Source organism: Janthinobacterium sp. 35 (assembly GCF_002754575.1).
GTDB classification, from domain to species: domain Bacteria; phylum Pseudomonadota; class Gammaproteobacteria; order Burkholderiales; family Burkholderiaceae_D; genus Janthinobacterium; species Janthinobacterium tructae.
Genome location: NZ_PEFN01000001.1, coordinates 2,975,711 through 2,993,487 on the forward strand (window position 1 = coordinate 2,975,711; position 17,777 = coordinate 2,993,487).

Annotated in this window: 5 protein-coding genes, 4 tRNA genes and 6 rRNA genes; 13 read left to right on the forward strand and 2 right to left on the reverse strand. The window is 53.9% G+C overall.

Going from position 1 to position 17,777, the window contains the following annotated elements; all coding sequences use genetic code 11:
- Positions 1–337: 337 nt before the first annotated feature.
- The 10 genes from CLU93_RS13250 (at position 338) to rrf (CLU93_RS13300) (ending at position 11,394) form a co-directional block, all read left to right on the forward strand.
- Positions 338–1,868: ribosomal RNA gene (locus CLU93_RS13250) — 16S ribosomal RNA — on the forward strand.
- A gap of 81 nt (positions 1,869–1,949) precedes the next feature.
- Positions 1,950–2,026, forward strand: a tRNA-Ile gene (locus CLU93_RS13255).
- Between the two features lie 25 nt (positions 2,027–2,051).
- Positions 2,052–2,127, forward strand: a tRNA-Ala gene (locus CLU93_RS13260).
- 255 nt (positions 2,128–2,382) lie between these two features.
- Positions 2,383–5,258: ribosomal RNA gene (locus CLU93_RS13265) — 23S ribosomal RNA — on the forward strand.
- A 137-nt stretch (positions 5,259–5,395) separates the two neighbouring features.
- Positions 5,396–5,508, forward strand: a 5S ribosomal RNA gene (rrf, locus tag CLU93_RS13270).
- 729 nt (positions 5,509–6,237) lie between these two features.
- A 16S ribosomal RNA gene (locus CLU93_RS13280) occupies positions 6,238–7,768 on the forward strand.
- Positions 7,769–7,847: 79 nt separating this feature from the next.
- Positions 7,848–7,924 (forward strand) — tRNA-Ile (locus CLU93_RS13285).
- A gap of 25 nt (positions 7,925–7,949) precedes the next feature.
- Positions 7,950–8,025: transfer RNA gene (locus CLU93_RS13290), tRNA-Ala, on the forward strand.
- A gap of 243 nt (positions 8,026–8,268) precedes the next feature.
- A 23S ribosomal RNA gene (locus CLU93_RS13295) occupies positions 8,269–11,144 on the forward strand.
- 137 nt (positions 11,145–11,281) lie between these two features.
- A 5S ribosomal RNA gene (gene rrf / locus CLU93_RS13300) occupies positions 11,282–11,394 on the forward strand.
- Together the 16S, 23S and 5S rRNA genes with 4 tRNA genes alongside form the textbook arrangement of a ribosomal RNA operon.
- A gap of 136 nt (positions 11,395–11,530) precedes the next feature.
- On the opposite strand, the gene CLU93_RS13305 is transcribed toward rrf (CLU93_RS13300), so the two are convergent.
- On the reverse strand, positions 11,531–12,103 hold the full coding sequence (locus CLU93_RS13305) for an acyloxyacyl hydrolase (protein WP_243420381.1): 573 nt from the start codon (positions 12,101–12,103) through the stop codon (positions 11,531–11,533).
- 83 nt (positions 12,104–12,186) lie between these two features.
- On the opposite strand from CLU93_RS13305, the gene CLU93_RS13310 reads away from it, so the two are divergent.
- Entirely contained in the window at positions 12,187–13,089 is a 903-nt protein-coding gene (locus CLU93_RS13310; protein ID WP_373629844.1) for an NAD(P)-dependent oxidoreductase, read from the forward strand.
- A gap of 6 nt (positions 13,090–13,095) precedes the next feature.
- Here CLU93_RS13310 and CLU93_RS13315 read toward each other — a convergent pair whose 3' ends face one another.
- A complete protein-coding gene (locus CLU93_RS13315; RefSeq protein ID WP_099761835.1) occupies positions 13,096–14,289 on the reverse strand; it encodes a M20 aminoacylase family protein in 1,194 nt (397 codons plus the stop codon).
- Positions 14,290–14,494: 205 nt separating this feature from the next.
- Here CLU93_RS13315 and CLU93_RS13320 point away from each other — a divergent pair, with 205 nt between their 5' ends.
- Positions 14,495–16,570, forward strand: coding sequence for a molybdopterin-containing oxidoreductase family protein (locus tag CLU93_RS13320; protein ID WP_099761836.1), 2,076 nt, complete (start codon positions 14,495–14,497; stop codon positions 16,568–16,570).
- 1 nt (position 16,571) lies between these two features.
- On the forward strand, positions 16,572–17,621 hold the full coding sequence (locus CLU93_RS13325; RefSeq protein WP_099761837.1) for an aminopeptidase: 1,050 nt from the start codon (positions 16,572–16,574) through the stop codon (positions 17,619–17,621).
- The last annotated feature ends 156 nt before the right edge of the window (positions 17,622–17,777 follow it).

The following is a 17,777-nucleotide window of genomic DNA, read 5'->3' on the forward strand; positions in this document are numbered from 1 at the left end:
GGTTGACGAAATAGCCGAAACGCTTCATACTCTTCCTTCTTCGCAGCTGACAAACACAACGCTTTGTCGATAGCGCGAGAGTAGTAAATAAGCAGTACCGAATACCGTTCTTTAACAATTAACAGTCGATAAGTGTGGGCATTTGATGTAAGTGCAGCGTCAATCTTCGGATTGGCGTCTAACTTAAAATATCAAATGTTCACAAGAAATAATGAAATAGGATACTTCTTCGGAAGTAGCCTGTCAGTTTTTTGAGTGAGCAAATCTTTTGCAATGCAAAAGATTTGGATGGTAGTGATACTGTCCGACCTGTCAGAAATGACATTAAACAGAGATTAAACTGAAGAGTTTGATCCTGGCTCAGATTGAACGCTGGCGGCATGCCTTACACATGCAAGTCGAACGGCAGCACGGAGCTTGCTCTGGTGGCGAGTGGCGAACGGGTGAGTAATATATCGGAACGTACCCTAGAGTGGGGGATAACGTAGCGAAAGTTACGCTAATACCGCATACGATCTAAGGATGAAAGTGGGGGATCGCAAGACCTCATGCTCGTGGAGCGGCCGATATCTGATTAGCTAGTTGGTAGGGTAAAAGCCTACCAAGGCATCGATCAGTAGCTGGTCTGAGAGGACGACCAGCCACACTGGAACTGAGACACGGTCCAGACTCCTACGGGAGGCAGCAGTGGGGAATTTTGGACAATGGGCGAAAGCCTGATCCAGCAATGCCGCGTGAGTGAAGAAGGCCTTCGGGTTGTAAAGCTCTTTTGTCAGGGAAGAAACGGTGAGAGCTAATATCTTTTGCTAATGACGGTACCTGAAGAATAAGCACCGGCTAACTACGTGCCAGCAGCCGCGGTAATACGTAGGGTGCAAGCGTTAATCGGAATTACTGGGCGTAAAGCGTGCGCAGGCGGTTTTGTAAGTCTGATGTGAAATCCCCGGGCTCAACCTGGGAATTGCATTGGAGACTGCAAGGCTAGAATCTGGCAGAGGGGGGTAGAATTCCACGTGTAGCAGTGAAATGCGTAGATATGTGGAGGAACACCGATGGCGAAGGCAGCCCCCTGGGTTAAGATTGACGCTCATGCACGAAAGCGTGGGGAGCAAACAGGATTAGATACCCTGGTAGTCCACGCCCTAAACGATGTCTACTAGTTGTCGGGTCTTAATTGACTTGGTAACGCAGCTAACGCGTGAAGTAGACCGCCTGGGGAGTACGGTCGCAAGATTAAAACTCAAAGGAATTGACGGGGACCCGCACAAGCGGTGGATGATGTGGATTAATTCGATGCAACGCGAAAAACCTTACCTACCCTTGACATGGCTGGAATCCTTGAGAGATCAGGGAGTGCTCGAAAGAGAGCCAGTACACAGGTGCTGCATGGCTGTCGTCAGCTCGTGTCGTGAGATGTTGGGTTAAGTCCCGCAACGAGCGCAACCCTTGTCATTAGTTGCTACGAAAGGGCACTCTAATGAGACTGCCGGTGACAAACCGGAGGAAGGTGGGGATGACGTCAAGTCCTCATGGCCCTTATGGGTAGGGCTTCACACGTCATACAATGGTACATACAGAGCGCCGCCAACCCGCGAGGGGGAGCTAATCGCAGAAAGTGTATCGTAGTCCGGATTGTAGTCTGCAACTCGACTGCATGAAGTTGGAATCGCTAGTAATCGCGGATCAGCATGTCGCGGTGAATACGTTCCCGGGTCTTGTACACACCGCCCGTCACACCATGGGAGCGGGTTTTACCAGAAGTAGGTAGCTTAACCGCAAGGAGGGCGCTTACCACGGTAGGATTCGTGACTGGGGTGAAGTCGTAACAAGGTAGCCGTATCGGAAGGTGCGGCTGGATCACCTCCTTTCTAGAGTTTGCACGAATCAGGTAACTGGTTCACGCATCAAATGTTCACACTTATCGGCTGTTAATATAAAGAACAGCATTTGGGGCTGTAGCTCAGCTGGTTAGAGCACCGTGTTGATAACGCGGGGGTCGTTGGTTCGAGTCCAACCAGCCCTACCAGTTTCTGTAGTCTGGAAATACCCTAGGGGGATTAGCTCAGCTGGGAGAGCACCTGCTTTGCAAGCAGGGGGTCGTCGGTTCGATCCCGTCATCCTCCACCAAAAGTTCAAACGTAAATCAGTGCTGATAAGTGCACCGGGATTTAGGTTTGGTCTTTTCGAGATCAAGTGCTGTATGTTCTTTAACAATCTGGAAGAAGTAAAGATTATTTATTGATCAAGTCTATGCGTGCAGCAATGCATGAGGCGACTTGATGGGTAATGATTGTATGTATCAACAAACAAGCAACAACGTTGTACTTTCTTATCCCTGTAGCGCTCTTTCCTCATGCAAATGATGAGAGGCTAACGTTATAGGGACAAGCGAATAAGTGCACATGGTGGATGCCTTGGCGATTACAGGCGATGAAGGACGTAGTAGCTTGCGATAAGCTGCGGGGAGTGAGCAAACACACTTTGATCCGCAGATTTCCGAATGGGGCAACCCACCCTTTTAGGGTATTGCATACTGAATACATAGGTATGCAAGGCGAACGCGGCGAACTGAAACATCTAAGTAGCTGCAGGAAAAGAAATCAACCGAGATTCCCAAAGTAGCGGCGAGCGAAATGGGAAGAGCCTGTACGTGATAGTCGGACCGATAACAGAATCCTCTGGAAATAGGAGCCATAGTGGGTGATAGCCCCGTATGTGAAATTGGACCGGTGATACTAAGCGTACGACAAGTAGGGCGGGACACGTGACATCCTGTCTGAATATGGGGGGACCATCCTCCAAGGCTAAATACTCGTAATCGACCGATAGTGAACCAGTACCGTGAGGGAAAGGCGAAAAGAACCCCGGAAGGGGAGTGAAATAGATCCTGAAACCGTGTGCATACAAACAGTAGGAGCGGACTTGTTCCGTGACTGCGTACCTTTTGTATAATGGGTCAGCGACTTACATTCAGTGGCAAGGTTAACCATATAGGGAAGCCGTAGAGAAATCGAGTCCGAATAGGGCGATCAGTCGCTGGGTGTAGACCCGAAACCAAGTGATCTACTCATGGCCAGGATGAAGGTGCGGTAACACGCCCTGGAGGTCCGAACCCACTAATGTTGAAAAATTAGGGGATGAGCTGTGGGTAGGGGTGAAAGGCTAAACAAACTTGGAAATAGCTGGTTCTCTCCGAAAACTATTTAGGTAGTGCCTCAAGTATCACCATCGGGGGTAGAGCACTGTTATGGCTAGGGGGTCATTGCGACTTACCAAACCATTGCAAACTCCGAATACCGATGAGTGCGAGCTTGGGAGACAGACGTCGGGTGCTAACGTCCGGCGTCAAGAGGGAAACAACCCAGACCGCCAGCTAAGGTCCCAAAGATTGGCTAAGTGGAAAACGAAGTGGGAAGGCTAAAACAGTCAGGATGTTGGCTTAGAAGCAGCCATCATTTAAAGAAAGCGTAATAGCTCACTGATCGAGTCGTCCTGCGCGGAAGATGTAACGGGGCTAAGCCAGTCACCGAAGCTGCGGATATCCTTTATTGGATATGGTAGGAGAGCGTTCTGTAAGCCTGCGAAGGTGTCTTGTAAAGGATGCTGGAGGTATCAGAAGTGCGAATGCTGACATGAGTAGCGATAATGGGGGTGAAAAGCCTCCACGCCGTAAGCCCAAGGTTTCCTGTTCAACGTTCATCGGAGCAGGGTGAGTCGGCCCCTAAGGCGAGGCAGAGATGCGTAGCTGATGGGAAGCAGGTTAATATTCCTGCACCGTCGTATGATGCGATGGGGGGACGGATCGCGGAAGGTTGTCCAACTGTTGGAATAGTTGGTTTTTGGCTCATAGAAGGCACTTAGGCAAATCCGGGTGCGCAATTCAAGGGGTTGAGACGAGTGCACTTGTGCATGAAGCAATCGGAAGTGGTTCCAAGAAAAGCCTCTAAGCTTCAGTCATACGAGACCGTACCGCAAACCGACACAGGTGGGCGAGATGAGTATTCTAAGGCGCTTGAGAGAACTCGGGAGAAGGAACTCGGCAAATTGGTACCGTAACTTCGGGAAAAGGTACGCCCCGGTAGCTTGATTGGTTTACTCCATGAGGGTGAAAGGGTTGCAATAAACTGGTGGCTGCGACTGTTTAATAAAAACACAGCACTCTGCAAACACGAAAGTGGACGTATAGGGTGTGACGCCTGCCCGGTGCTGGAAGATTAAATGATGGGGTGCAAGCTCTTGATTGAAGTCCCAGTAAACGGCGGCCGTAACTATAACGGTCCTAAGGTAGCGAAATTCCTTGTCGGGTAAGTTCCGACCTGCACGAATGGCGTAACGATGGCCACACTGTCTCCTCCCGAGACTCAGCGAAGTTGAAATGTTTGTGATGATGCAATCTACCCGCGGCTAGACGGAAAGACCCCATGAACCTTTACTGTAGCTTTGCATTGGACTTTGAACCAATCTGTGTAGGATAGGTGGGAGGCTTTGAAGCGGGGACGCTAGTTCTCGTGGAGCCAACCTTGAAATACCACCCTGGTTTGTTTGAGGTTCTAACCTTGGTCCGTTATCCGGATCGGGGACAGTGCATGGTAGGCAGTTTGACTGGGGCGGTCTCCTCCTAAAGTGTAACGGAGGAGTTCGAAGGTACGCTAGATACGGTCGGACATCGTGTTGATAGTGCAATGGCATAAGCGTGCTTAACTGCGAGACTGACAAGTCGAGCAGGTACGAAAGTAGGACATAGTGATCCGGTGGTTCTGTATGGAAGGGCCATCGCTCAACGGATAAAAGGTACTCTGGGGATAACAGGCTGATTCCTCCCAAGAGTTCATATCGACGGGGGAGTTTGGCACCTCGATGTCGGCTCATCACATCCTGGGGCTGTAGCCGGTCCCAAGGGTATGGCTGTTCGCCATTTAAAGTGGTACGTGAGCTGGGTTTAAAACGTCGTGAGACAGTTTGGTCCCTATCTGCCGTGGGCGTTGGAAATTTGAAGGGGGCTGCTCCTAGTACGAGAGGACCGGAGTGGACGTATCTCTGGTGTACCGGTTGTCACGCCAGTGGCATTGCCGGGTAGCTAAATACGGAAGAGATAACCGCTGAAAGCATCTAAGCGGGAAACTTGCCTTGAGATGAGATTTCCCAGAGCCTTGAGCTCTTTGAAGGGTCGTTCGAGACCAGGACGTTGATAGGCTGGGTGTGGAAGTGCAGTAATGCATTAAGCTAACCAGTACTAATTGCCCGTACGGCTTGTCCCTATAACCTTAGCAGGTACAGAGGATAAGACGGTACAACGTTGTGCGTTTGTTGATACTACTATTCATTACCCAATCTTTGCTTCTTCCAGATTCAGGCTTTGTCGCTCCACTGAGGACAAATGCCAGTACAAGTTATGCCTGATGACCATAGCAAGTTGGTCCCACCCCTTCCCATCCCGAACAGGACCGTGAAACAACTTTGCGCCGATGATAGTGCTGCAACCAGTGTGAAAGTAGGTTATCGTCAGGCTTGTTATTCGCAGTAGAGAAAAACCCCGCCAGCAATGGTGGGGTTTTTTTTCGTCTGGCGCTTTATTCCCCAGGCATGACTGAAAATGCAGTCGTCAGCCCGTACGAATCTCCGCATTGATGCTCCTGCAGTCACCAGGCCGGCGCCGAGCTGGTACAGCTGCATGTGGATCAGCCCGTTAATATGCAAGCTTCAATGGGCACCAGGGCATTCAGAATAGTGTTACCTGGTCAATTTGATGGCGATATGGCATCGCACCATTAAATTTCACATTTTCTTAGAATAAACCTTGCTGCCTGCGTATAGCTTTGCTATAGTTCGCCTCCCCAATGAGACGCAGCAGTTTGCGAAACAACGGGATCGCTGGAAACGGTGAGGGTAGTAAAAAAGAAGGTTGACGAATTAGCCGAAACGCTTCATACTCTTCCTTCTTCGCAGCTGACAAACACAACGCTTTGTCGATAGCGCGAGAGTAGTAAATAAGCAGTACCGAATACCGTTCTTTAACAATTAACAGTCGATAAGTGTGGGCATTTGATGTAAGTGCAGCGTCAATCTTCGGATTGGCGTCTAACTTAAAATATCAAATGTTCACAAGAAATAATGAAATAGGATACTTCTTCGGAAGTAGCCTGTCAGTTTTTTGAGTGAGCAAATCTTTTGCAATGCAAAAGATTTGGATGGTAGTGATACTGTCCGACCTGTCAGAAATGACATTAAACAGAGATTAAACTGAAGAGTTTGATCCTGGCTCAGATTGAACGCTGGCGGCATGCCTTACACATGCAAGTCGAACGGCAGCACGGAGCTTGCTCTGGTGGCGAGTGGCGAACGGGTGAGTAATATATCGGAACGTACCCTAGAGTGGGGGATAACGTAGCGAAAGTTACGCTAATACCGCATACGATCTAAGGATGAAAGTGGGGGATCGCAAGACCTCATGCTCGTGGAGCGGCCGATATCTGATTAGCTAGTTGGTAGGGTAAAAGCCTACCAAGGCATCGATCAGTAGCTGGTCTGAGAGGACGACCAGCCACACTGGAACTGAGACACGGTCCAGACTCCTACGGGAGGCAGCAGTGGGGAATTTTGGACAATGGGCGAAAGCCTGATCCAGCAATGCCGCGTGAGTGAAGAAGGCCTTCGGGTTGTAAAGCTCTTTTGTCAGGGAAGAAACGGTGAGAGCTAATATCTTTTGCTAATGACGGTACCTGAAGAATAAGCACCGGCTAACTACGTGCCAGCAGCCGCGGTAATACGTAGGGTGCAAGCGTTAATCGGAATTACTGGGCGTAAAGCGTGCGCAGGCGGTTTTGTAAGTCTGATGTGAAATCCCCGGGCTCAACCTGGGAATTGCATTGGAGACTGCAAGGCTAGAATCTGGCAGAGGGGGGTAGAATTCCACGTGTAGCAGTGAAATGCGTAGATATGTGGAGGAACACCGATGGCGAAGGCAGCCCCCTGGGTTAAGATTGACGCTCATGCACGAAAGCGTGGGGAGCAAACAGGATTAGATACCCTGGTAGTCCACGCCCTAAACGATGTCTACTAGTTGTCGGGTCTTAATTGACTTGGTAACGCAGCTAACGCGTGAAGTAGACCGCCTGGGGAGTACGGTCGCAAGATTAAAACTCAAAGGAATTGACGGGGACCCGCACAAGCGGTGGATGATGTGGATTAATTCGATGCAACGCGAAAAACCTTACCTACCCTTGACATGGCTGGAATCCTTGAGAGATCAGGGAGTGCTCGAAAGAGAACCAGTACACAGGTGCTGCATGGCTGTCGTCAGCTCGTGTCGTGAGATGTTGGGTTAAGTCCCGCAACGAGCGCAACCCTTGTCATTAGTTGCTACGAAAGGGCACTCTAATGAGACTGCCGGTGACAAACCGGAGGAAGGTGGGGATGACGTCAAGTCCTCATGGCCCTTATGGGTAGGGCTTCACACGTCATACAATGGTACATACAGAGCGCCGCCAACCCGCGAGGGGGAGCTAATCGCAGAAAGTGTATCGTAGTCCGGATTGTAGTCTGCAACTCGACTGCATGAAGTTGGAATCGCTAGTAATCGCGGATCAGCATGTCGCGGTGAATACGTTCCCGGGTCTTGTACACACCGCCCGTCACACCATGGGAGCGGGTTTTACCAGAAGTAGGTAGCTTAACCGCAAGGAGGGCGCTTACCACGGTAGGATTCGTGACTGGGGTGAAGTCGTAACAAGGTAGCCGTATCGGAAGGTGCGGCTGGATCACCTCCTTTCTAGAGTTTGCACGAATCAGAAATGATTCACGCATCAAATGTTCACACTTATCGGCTGTTAATATAAAGAACAGCATTTGGGGCTGTAGCTCAGCTGGTTAGAGCACCGTGTTGATAACGCGGGGGTCGTTGGTTCGAGTCCAACCAGCCCTACCAGTTTCTGTAGTCTGGAAATACCCTAGGGGGATTAGCTCAGCTGGGAGAGCACCTGCTTTGCAAGCAGGGGGTCGTCGGTTCGATCCCGTCATCCTCCACCAAAAGTTCAAACGTAAATCAGTGCTGATAAGTGCACCGGGATTTAGGTTTGGTCTTTTCGAGATCAAGTGCTGTATGTTCTTTAACAATCTGGAAGAAGTAAAGATTATTTATTGATTGGTTTGCCGTAAAAAGCAAATCGATGGGTAATGATTGTATGTATCAACAAACAAGCAACAACGTTGTACTTTCTTATTCCTGTAACGCTCTTTCATCATGTAAATGATGAGAGGCTAACGTTATAGGGACAAGCGAATAAGTGCACATGGTGGATGCCTTGGCGATTACAGGCGATGAAGGACGTAGTAGCTTGCGATAAGCTGCGGGGAGTGAGCAAACACACTTTGATCCGCAGATTTCCGAATGGGGCAACCCACCCTTTTAGGGTATTGCATACTGAATACATAGGTATGCAAGGCGAACGCGGCGAACTGAAACATCTAAGTAGCTGCAGGAAAAGAAATCAACCGAGATTCCCAAAGTAGCGGCGAGCGAAATGGGAAGAGCCTGTACGTGATAGTCGGACCGATAACAGAATCCCCTGGAAATGGGAGCCATAGTGGGTGATAGCCCCGTATGTGAAATTGGACCGGTGATACTAAGCGTACGACAAGTAGGGCGGGACACGTGACATCCTGTCTGAATATGGGGGGACCATCCTCCAAGGCTAAATACTCGTAATCGACCGATAGTGAACCAGTACCGTGAGGGAAAGGCGAAAAGAACCCCGGAAGGGGAGTGAAATAGATCCTGAAACCGTGTGCATACAAACAGTAGGAGCGGACTTGTTCCGTGACTGCGTACCTTTTGTATAATGGGTCAGCGACTTACATTCAGTGGCAAGGTTAACCGCATAGGGAAGCCGTAGAGAAATCGAGTCCGAATAGGGCGATCAGTCGCTGGGTGTAGACCCGAAACCAAGTGATCTACTCATGGCCAGGATGAAGGTGCGGTAACACGCCCTGGAGGTCCGAACCCACTAATGTTGAAAAATTAGGGGATGAGCTGTGGGTAGGGGTGAAAGGCTAAACAAACTTGGAAATAGCTGGTTCTCTCCGAAAACTATTTAGGTAGTGCCTCAAGTATCACCATCGGGGGTAGAGCACTGTTATGGCTAGGGGGTCATTGCGACTTACCAAACCATTGCAAACTCCGAATACCGATGAGTGCGAGCTTGGGAGACAGACGTCGGGTGCTAACGTCCGGCGTCAAGAGGGAAACAACCCAGACCGCCAGCTAAGGTCCCAAAGATTGGCTAAGTGGAAAACGAAGTGGGAAGGCTAAAACAGTCAGGATGTTGGCTTAGAAGCAGCCATCATTTAAAGAAAGCGTAATAGCTCACTGATCGAGTCGTCCTGCGCGGAAGATGTAACGGGGCTAAGCCAGTCACCGAAGCTGCGGATATATAGCAATATATATGGTAGGAGAGCGTTCTGTAAGCCTGCGAAGGTGTCTTGTAAAGGATGCTGGAGGTATCAGAAGTGCGAATGCTGACATGAGTAGCGATAATGGGGGTGAAAAGCCTCCACGCCGTAAGCCCAAGGTTTCCTGTTCAACGTTCATCGGAGCAGGGTGAGTCGGCCCCTAAGGCGAGGCAGAGATGCGTAGCTGATGGGAAGCAGGTTAATATTCCTGCACCGTCGTATGATGCGATGGGGGGACGGATCGCGGAAGGTTGTCCAACTGTTGGAATAGTTGGTTTTTGGCTCATAGAAGGTACTTAGGCAAATCCGGGTACGGAATTCAAGGGGTTGAGACGAGTGAATTTATTCATGAAGCAATCGGAAGTGGTTCCAAGAAAAGCCTCTAAGCTTCAGTCATACGAGACCGTACCGCAAACCGACACAGGTGGGCGAGATGAGTATTCTAAGGCGCTTGAGAGAACTCGGGAGAAGGAACTCGGCAAATTGGTACCGTAACTTCGGGAAAAGGTACGCCCCGGTAGCTTGACTGGTTTACTCCAGAAGGGTGAAAGGGTTGCAATAAACTGGTGGCTGCGACTGTTTAATAAAAACACAGCACTCTGCAAACACGAAAGTGGACGTATAGGGTGTGACGCCTGCCCGGTGCTGGAAGATTAAATGATGGGGTGCAAGCTCTTGATTGAAGTCCCAGTAAACGGCGGCCGTAACTATAACGGTCCTAAGGTAGCGAAATTCCTTGTCGGGTAAGTTCCGACCTGCACGAATGGCGTAACGATGGCCACACTGTCTCCTCCCGAGACTCAGCGAAGTTGAAATGTTTGTGATGATGCAATCTACCCGCGGCTAGACGGAAAGACCCCATGAACCTTTACTGTAGCTTTGCATTGGACTTTGAACCAATCTGTGTAGGATAGGTGGGAGGCTTTGAAGCGGGGACGCTAGTTCTCGTGGAGCCAACCTTGAAATACCACCCTGGTTTGTTTGAGGTTCTAACCTTGGTCCGTTATCCGGATCGGGGACAGTGCATGGTAGGCAGTTTGACTGGGGCGGTCTCCTCCTAAAGTGTAACGGAGGAGTTCGAAGGTACGCTAGATACGGTCGGACATCGTGTTGATAGTGCAATGGCATAAGCGTGCTTAACTGCGAGACTGACAAGTCGAGCAGGTACGAAAGTAGGACATAGTGATCCGGTGGTTCTGTATGGAAGGGCCATCGCTCAACGGATAAAAGGTACTCTGGGGATAACAGGCTGATTCCTCCCAAGAGTTCATATCGACGGGGGAGTTTGGCACCTCGATGTCGGCTCATCACATCCTGGGGCTGTAGCCGGTCCCAAGGGTATGGCTGTTCGCCATTTAAAGTGGTACGTGAGCTGGGTTTAAAACGTCGTGAGACAGTTTGGTCCCTATCTGCCGTGGGCGTTGGAAATTTGAAGGGGGCTGCTCCTAGTACGAGAGGACCGGAGTGGACGTATCTCTGGTGTACCGGTTGTCACGCCAGTGGCATTGCCGGGTAGCTAAATACGGAAGAGATAACCGCTGAAAGCATCTAAGCGGGAAACTTGCCTTGAGATGAGATTTCCCAGAGCCTTGAGCTCTTTGAAGGGTCGTTCGAGACCAGGACGTTGATAGGCTGGGTGTGGAAGTGCAGTAATGCATTAAGCTAACCAGTACTAATTGCCCGTACGGCTTGTCCCTATAACCTTAGCAGGTACAGAGGATAAGACGGTACAACGTTGTGCGTTTGTTGATACTACTATTCATTACCCAATCTTTGCTTCTTCCAGATTCAGGCTTTGTCGCTCCACTGAGGACAAATGCCAGTACAAGTTATGCCTGATGACCATAGCAAGTTGGTCCCACCCCTTCCCATGCCGAACAGGACCGTGAAACAACTTTGCGCCGATGATAGTGCTGCAACCAGTGTGAAAGTAGGTTATCGTCAGGCTTGTTATACGCAGTAGAGAAAAACCCCGATCAGCAATGGTCGGGTTTTTTTTCGTTTGGCGCTTTGGCAGGTTTTACAGCGTACAGGCGTAAAAAAAGGCAGCGCTACGCGCTGCCTTTGTCATTTATTAAACCCATTAAAAGTGATAAGCGACTTTGACGTTCATGTAATTGACGCCACTGTTAGGCTTCTTGTAGCCGCCATTCGAGAAATGCTGGATCTTCGCAGCGACTTCCCATTTGTTATTGAAGATATAGCCGACGCCGATATGGTCGCCGAACTGGAAGTGGGTCGACAGACGGTTATCGTCGTTGTCGTACAGCTTCGACAGCATGTGTACGCCAATGCCGCCTTCCGCATAGAAGCCCAGCTTGTTTGTGTTTTCAAAGCGGAACACGGGAGTAAAGCCCAGATCCCACAGTTTTTGATGCTGGCCAGGGACGTTGCGATAGCTCTTGCCATCCCAGCCGCCGATGCTGGCATCCCAGTAACCGCTCAGCTGCGTGCCATTCGATACAAACCAGGCCTTATCCCAGTTCGAGGTCACGCCAGCGCGTACCATTTGTACCTTCACGCCCTTGGCATATTCGCCGTAGACGGAGTCGATCAGTTTGTCGTCGGCGGCAAAGCCGGCGTTGGCCGCCATCAGCGCGGCAACGGCGGCGATGGATTTGAGGAGATTCTTCTTGAAGAACATAGAGACTTTCATCGTAAAATTGGCCGATAGGCTATTGTTGTACAGGCACCTTGCTTTGATGCCGCTCTCGCCACTTGTTGATCTCAGGGGTTCAATTGACATTCTCTACAAAAATCGCATTTCTCGGTATCGGTCTGATGGGGGATCCGATGGTCCGGTGCCTGCTGCGCGCTGGATATTCTGTCACAATTTGGAATCGCACGCACAGCAAGGCCCAAGTGCTGCGTGCGGCAGGGGCGCAGCCGGCCGTATCCGTGGCTGAGGCGGTCAGTGGCGCGGACGTGGTTATCTCGATGCTGGAAGCCGGTCCCATCGTGGCGCAGGTGTTGCAAAAGGCGCTGCCGGCCCTGCCCGCAGGTGCGCTGTGGATCGATATGAGTTCCACCAAGCAATCAGAGGCCCAACAATTTCATGCCACCTTGCACGCGGCAGGCCATGCCTTCATCGATGCGCCCGTGTCGGGCGGCGTCGGCGGCGCGCAGGCGGGCACCCTGGCCATCATGGCCGGCGCCAGCACCAGCGATTACGCGCGGGTTGAATCGATTCTGGCGGCCATGGGCCGTCCGACTTTGGTGGGCCCGCCCGGCAGTGGCCAGGTGGCCAAGCTGTGCAATCAGCTGATCGTCGGCGCGACCCTGAATATCGTGGCCGAAGCGCTGTTGCTGGCCCAGGCGGCGGGCGCCGATGCCGCCGCCGTACGGGCAGCCATCCGCGGCGGTTTTGCCGAGAGCAAGATTTTGGAGGTGCATGGCCAGCGCATGCTGGAACGTAACTTTGTTGCTGGTGGCCAGGTGAAGAGCCAGATCAAGGACATGCACAACATCCTCGCGGCGGCCGAGGCGGCGCACGTCACCTTGCCGGTGACGCAACTGGTAACGCAGCGCTACGAAACCATTGCTGAAACGTACCCGACAGCCGACCATGCGGCTGCCTTGCTGGCCCTGGAAGCGTTGAATCCGGGTCAGCGCCTTGGTGACGGCCCGGACAAGCTCAGTTAAGCTCAGTTAAGCGATGGGCAGGCTCGCTTCGGCCAGCTTGACCCAGAAACTGGCGCCAATCGGTAACAGATTGTCGTTGAAGTCGTAGCTGCCATTGTGCAGAACGCATGGCCCCAGGCCGTGGCCGCCATCGCGGTGCTCGCCATCGCCATTGCCGATGAAGATGTAGCAGCCGGCTTTTTCTTGCAGGAAGAAGGCGAAATCTTCCGCGCCCATGGTCGGTTCGACATTCGCGTTGACCTTGTCGGCCCCCACCACGCTTTTCATCACGTCGACGGCAAACGCCGTTTCCTTCGCGTGGTTGACCAGCGGCGGATAGTTGCGCTTGAAGTGGAACTCGACTTCGGCGCCAAAGGCGGCCGCCGTATGCACGGCGATCTCGCGCATGCGCTCTTCGATCAGGTCCAGCACGGGCGTGGTAAAGGTGCGTACGGTGCCAACCAGGCTGGCGTCATCAGGGATCACATTGGTGGCGCTGCCCGCATGGATCTGCGTGATCGACAGCACGGCCGTATCGAGCGGGCTCTTGTTGCGCGTGATGACGGTTTGCCAGCTTTGCGCGATTTGCACGGCCACCATCACGGGATCGATGCCCTTGTGGGGCTGGGCCGCATGCGCGCCCTTGCCTTTGACGGTGACGTGGAATTCATTGCTGGACGCCATCATCGGCCCTTCCACCACGCTCAGCGTGCCTGTTTCGGCGCCCGGCCAGTTGTGCATGCCGTAGATGGCATCCATGGGAAAGCGGGTAAACAAGCCATCTTCGATCATTTCGCGCGCGCCGGCGCCGCCTTCTTCGGCCGGCTGGAAGATCAGGTACACGGTGCCGTCGAAATGGCGGTGCTGCGCCAGGTAATGGGCGGCACCGAGCAGCATGGCCGTGTGGCCGTCGTGGCCGCAGGCGTGCATCTTGCCCGGGTGGCGTGAAGCATGCTCGAAGGTATTCATTTCCTGCATCGGCAAGGCATCCATGTCGGCGCGCAGGCCGATGGCGCGTGTCGAAGTGCCATGCTGGATGATGCCGACCACGCCAGTGCGGCCCAGGCCGCGTACCACGGGAATGCCCCATTGCGTCAGTTTGGCGGCGACCACGTCCGAGGTGCGCTGTTCTTCGTAGCACAGTTCGGGGTGCGCATGCAGGTCGCGGCGGATACCTTGCAGCTCGGATTGAAACGCCAAGATCGGATCAACTAGTTTCATGGAACTCTCCTGTGGATGCTGGCACGCAGCAATGTATGGCGCGCCGGACCGCGCTGTTTGATCAAAAACAGACGCGGCTAATGGTGCATTGTAGCCCTTGTTTGCCGGGTAAATCCAGCGCACGGACCAGCTTGCCATGGCGCCAACAGCAAGCACGCGGAATGGTTTACAGTATCGCCTTCCCCCAACGTTTTTGGATTGCACCATGACCACCACCCAAGTGCGCGCCGCCTGCCCGCTCGACTGCCCCGATACCTGCGCCCTTCTGGTCACGGTGACCGATGGGGTGGCAACCGCCGTCAAGGGCGATCCTGATCACCCGACCACGGCGGGCGTGCTGTGCACCAAGGTGTCGCGCTTCACGGAACGCACCTACCATGCGGACCGGCTGCTGCATCCGCTGCGCCGCGTGGGCAAGAAGGGGGAGGGAAAGTTCGAACGCATCAGCTGGGAAGAAGCATTGCAGACCATCGCGGCCCGCTTGAAACCGATCGCCGCGCGCGATCCGCAGGCGATCTTGCCGTACAGCTACTGCGGCACCATGGGCCTGGTGCAGGGCGAGTCGATGTCGTCGCGCTTTTTCAACCAGCTCGGTGCTTCCCTGCTGGACCGCACCATTTGCGCCTCGGCCGGCGCCACCGGCTACCGGTACACGGTGGGCGCCAGCATCGGCACGGACCTGGAGCAATTCCAGAACGCAAAATTGATCATCATCTGGGGCGGCAACCCGATCGCCTCGAACCTGCACTTCTGGATGCGCGCGCAAGAGGCCAAGCGCAATGGCGCCACCCTGATCGCCATCGACCCGTATCGCTCGCTGACGGCCGAAAAATGCCACCAGCATATCGCCTTGCTGCCCGGCACCGATGCGGCCCTGGCGCTGGGCTTGATGCATGTCCTGATCACGGAAAACCTGGTTGACCAGGACTATATCGACCGCTACACCGTGGGCTATGCGGAACTCAAACAGCGCGCGCTGGCATGGCCGCCCGAGCGCGTGGCCGAGGTATGCGGCATCACCACGACGGAAGTGGTGGAACTGGCGCGCCTGTACGGCCAGGCATGCCGTTCTGGCGAGGGCGCCGCCATCCGTACCAACTACGGCGTGCAGCGCGTGCATGGCGGCGGCATGGCCGTGCGCAATATCGCTTGCCTGCCAGCCCTGACGGGCGCCTGGCGCCATCCTGCCGGCGGCATGCAGCTGTCGAGCTCGGGTTCGTTCCCCGTCAACCGCAAGGCCTTGCAGCGCCCGGATTTACTCAAGGGCACGCCGCGCACCATCAACATGAGCACCATCGGCGACGATCTGCTGAAAACCAGCTCGCCCGAGTTCGGCCCGCAAGTGGAAGCCGTGATCGTCTACAACTCGAATCCCCTGGCGGTGGCGCCCGATTCCTCGAAAGTGGCGCAGGGCTTTGCCCGCGAAGACTTGTTTACGGTCGTGCTCGAACAGTTCCAGACCGATACCGTCGATTACGCCGACATCGTGCTGCCCGCCACCACGCAGCTCGAACATGTCGATGCGCATTCCACTTATGGCCATTTATACATGATGGCGAACAATGCGGCCGTGGCGCCGCTGGGCGAAGCGAAGGCGAATACGGAAATCTTCCGCCTGCTGGCCCAATACATGGGCTTTGATGATCCGTGCTTCCAGGAAAGCGACGATGCGCTGGCGGCCAAGGCCTTCGATGCGACGGATGCGCGCGCCGTGCATTTCGACTGGGAATCGCTGAAACGCACGGGCTGGCAAAAGCTGGCCATGCCCGAGGCGCCATTTGCCGAGGGTGGTTTCCCCACGCCATCGGGCAAGTGCGAGTTTTATTCCAGCGCCATGGCGCAGGCGGGACTCGATCCCTTGCCGACGTATATCGCGCCGCACGAATCGTTGGCCAGCAATCCCGCATTGGCGGCGCGTTTCCCGCTGGCCATGATTTCCCCGCCGGCACGCAATTTCCTCAATTCCACGTTCGTCAACGTGAAAAGCCTGCGCGCGGCCGAAGGCGAGCCACACCTCGATATTCATCCCGATGATGGCGCCGCGCGCGGCATCGTGGCCGGCGATATGGTGCGCATCTTCAACGACCGTGGCAGCTTTGTTGCCAAGGCCAGGGTCACGGACAAGGCGAGAAAAGGCCTGGTGGTGGGCTTGTCCGTGTGGTGGAAGAAACTCGCCAGCGATGGCAAGAACGCCAATGAAGTGACCAGCCAGCGCCTGACGGACATGGGCCGCGCGCCGACCTTCTACGATACGCTGGTCGAAGTGGAAAAGGTTGCCTGACATGCTGCGCTGGCCGGCCTGCTTGCTTGTCGGCACGGTGTGCCTGCTGCTGGGTGGCTGCACGCAGCTGCGCTATTACACGCAAGCGGCGCAGGGACAATATGCCTTGTGGTCGGGCGCGCGGCCCATCGGTGCCTGGCTCGACGACCCGGCCACCGAGCCGCGCCTGAAAGTGCGCCTGGCCAGGGCGCAGCAAATTCGCCGCTTTGCCGTCAGCGAGCTGGACTTGCCCGACAATGGCAGCTACAAGAACTACGCCACCCTGCGGCGTCCATTTGTGCTGTGGAACGTGGTGGCCACGCCGGAACTGTCGCTGCAGCCGCTGCAATGGTGTTTCCCCATCGCCGGCTGCGTCAGCTATCGTGGCTATTACAGCAAGGACGAGGCGCTCGCATATGCCGACGAGTTGCGCGCCCAGCATTACGACGTGCAGGTGAGCGGCGTGCCCGCGTATTCCACCCTGGGCTGGTTCGATGATCCCCTGCTGTCGACCTTTATCAATTACAACGATGCGGAACTGGCGCGCCTGATCTTCCATGAGCTGGCGCACCAGGTGGTGTACGTGCCCGGTGATTCGGCCTTCAACGAATCGTTTGCCAGTGCCGTGGAAGAGGCGGGCGTGCAGCGCTGGCTGGCGCGCGAGGGCAATGACGCCATGCGTGCGTCATACGCCCAGTATGCGGCGCGGCGCCAGGATTTTCTGGCCTTGCTGCTGGCATACCGGGGCAAGCTGGAGACCGTGTATGCGAGCGACGCCAGCGAGGCGGACAAGCGCGCGCGCAAGGCGCAGGTGTTTGCGGCGCTGCAAGACGCGTATCAGGTATTGAAGCAAGACTGGGGCGGTTTTACCGGTTACGACCGCTGGTTCGAGCAGCCATTGAGCAATGCGCACCTCGCTTCCGTGTCGACCTACAATGAATTTTTGCCTGCCTTCAAAAAATTGCTGGAAGAAAAAAAGAACTTTCGTGCTTTTTATGCTGCAGTGCACACAATGGCCCAGATCAAGAAGCCTGAGCGCAGGCATGCGCTGGAACAATTGTCCAGCCCCTGACCCGTAAAGATTGTCCCGTACGGTGAGGCAAGCGATTCGGTAACAGTGTATTTATCATGCTGCAGTGCAGCACAAAATGCGCTTAGAGTTGCTGCTCGAATACTGTTGAAAGCGCTTGCATGGAAGCGCGGCGCCCGATAGCATCGCATTAGTAGC

Excerpts from the sequence above, each read along its gene's own strand:
- CLU93_RS13305 (WP_243420381.1), bottom strand. The coding sequence starts at position 12,103 with ATGAAAGTCTCTATGTTCTTCAAGAAGAATCTCCTCAAATCCATCGCC.
- CLU93_RS13315 (WP_099761835.1), bottom strand. The coding sequence starts at position 14,289 with ATGAAACTAGTTGATCCGATCTTGGCGTTTCAATCCGAGCTGCAAGGT.
- CLU93_RS13320 (WP_099761836.1), top strand. The coding sequence starts at position 14,495 with ATGACCACCACCCAAGTGCGCGCCGCCTGCCCGCTCGACTGCCCCGAT.
- CLU93_RS13325 (WP_099761837.1), top strand. The coding sequence starts at position 16,572 with ATGCTGCGCTGGCCGGCCTGCTTGCTTGTCGGCACGGTGTGCCTGCTG.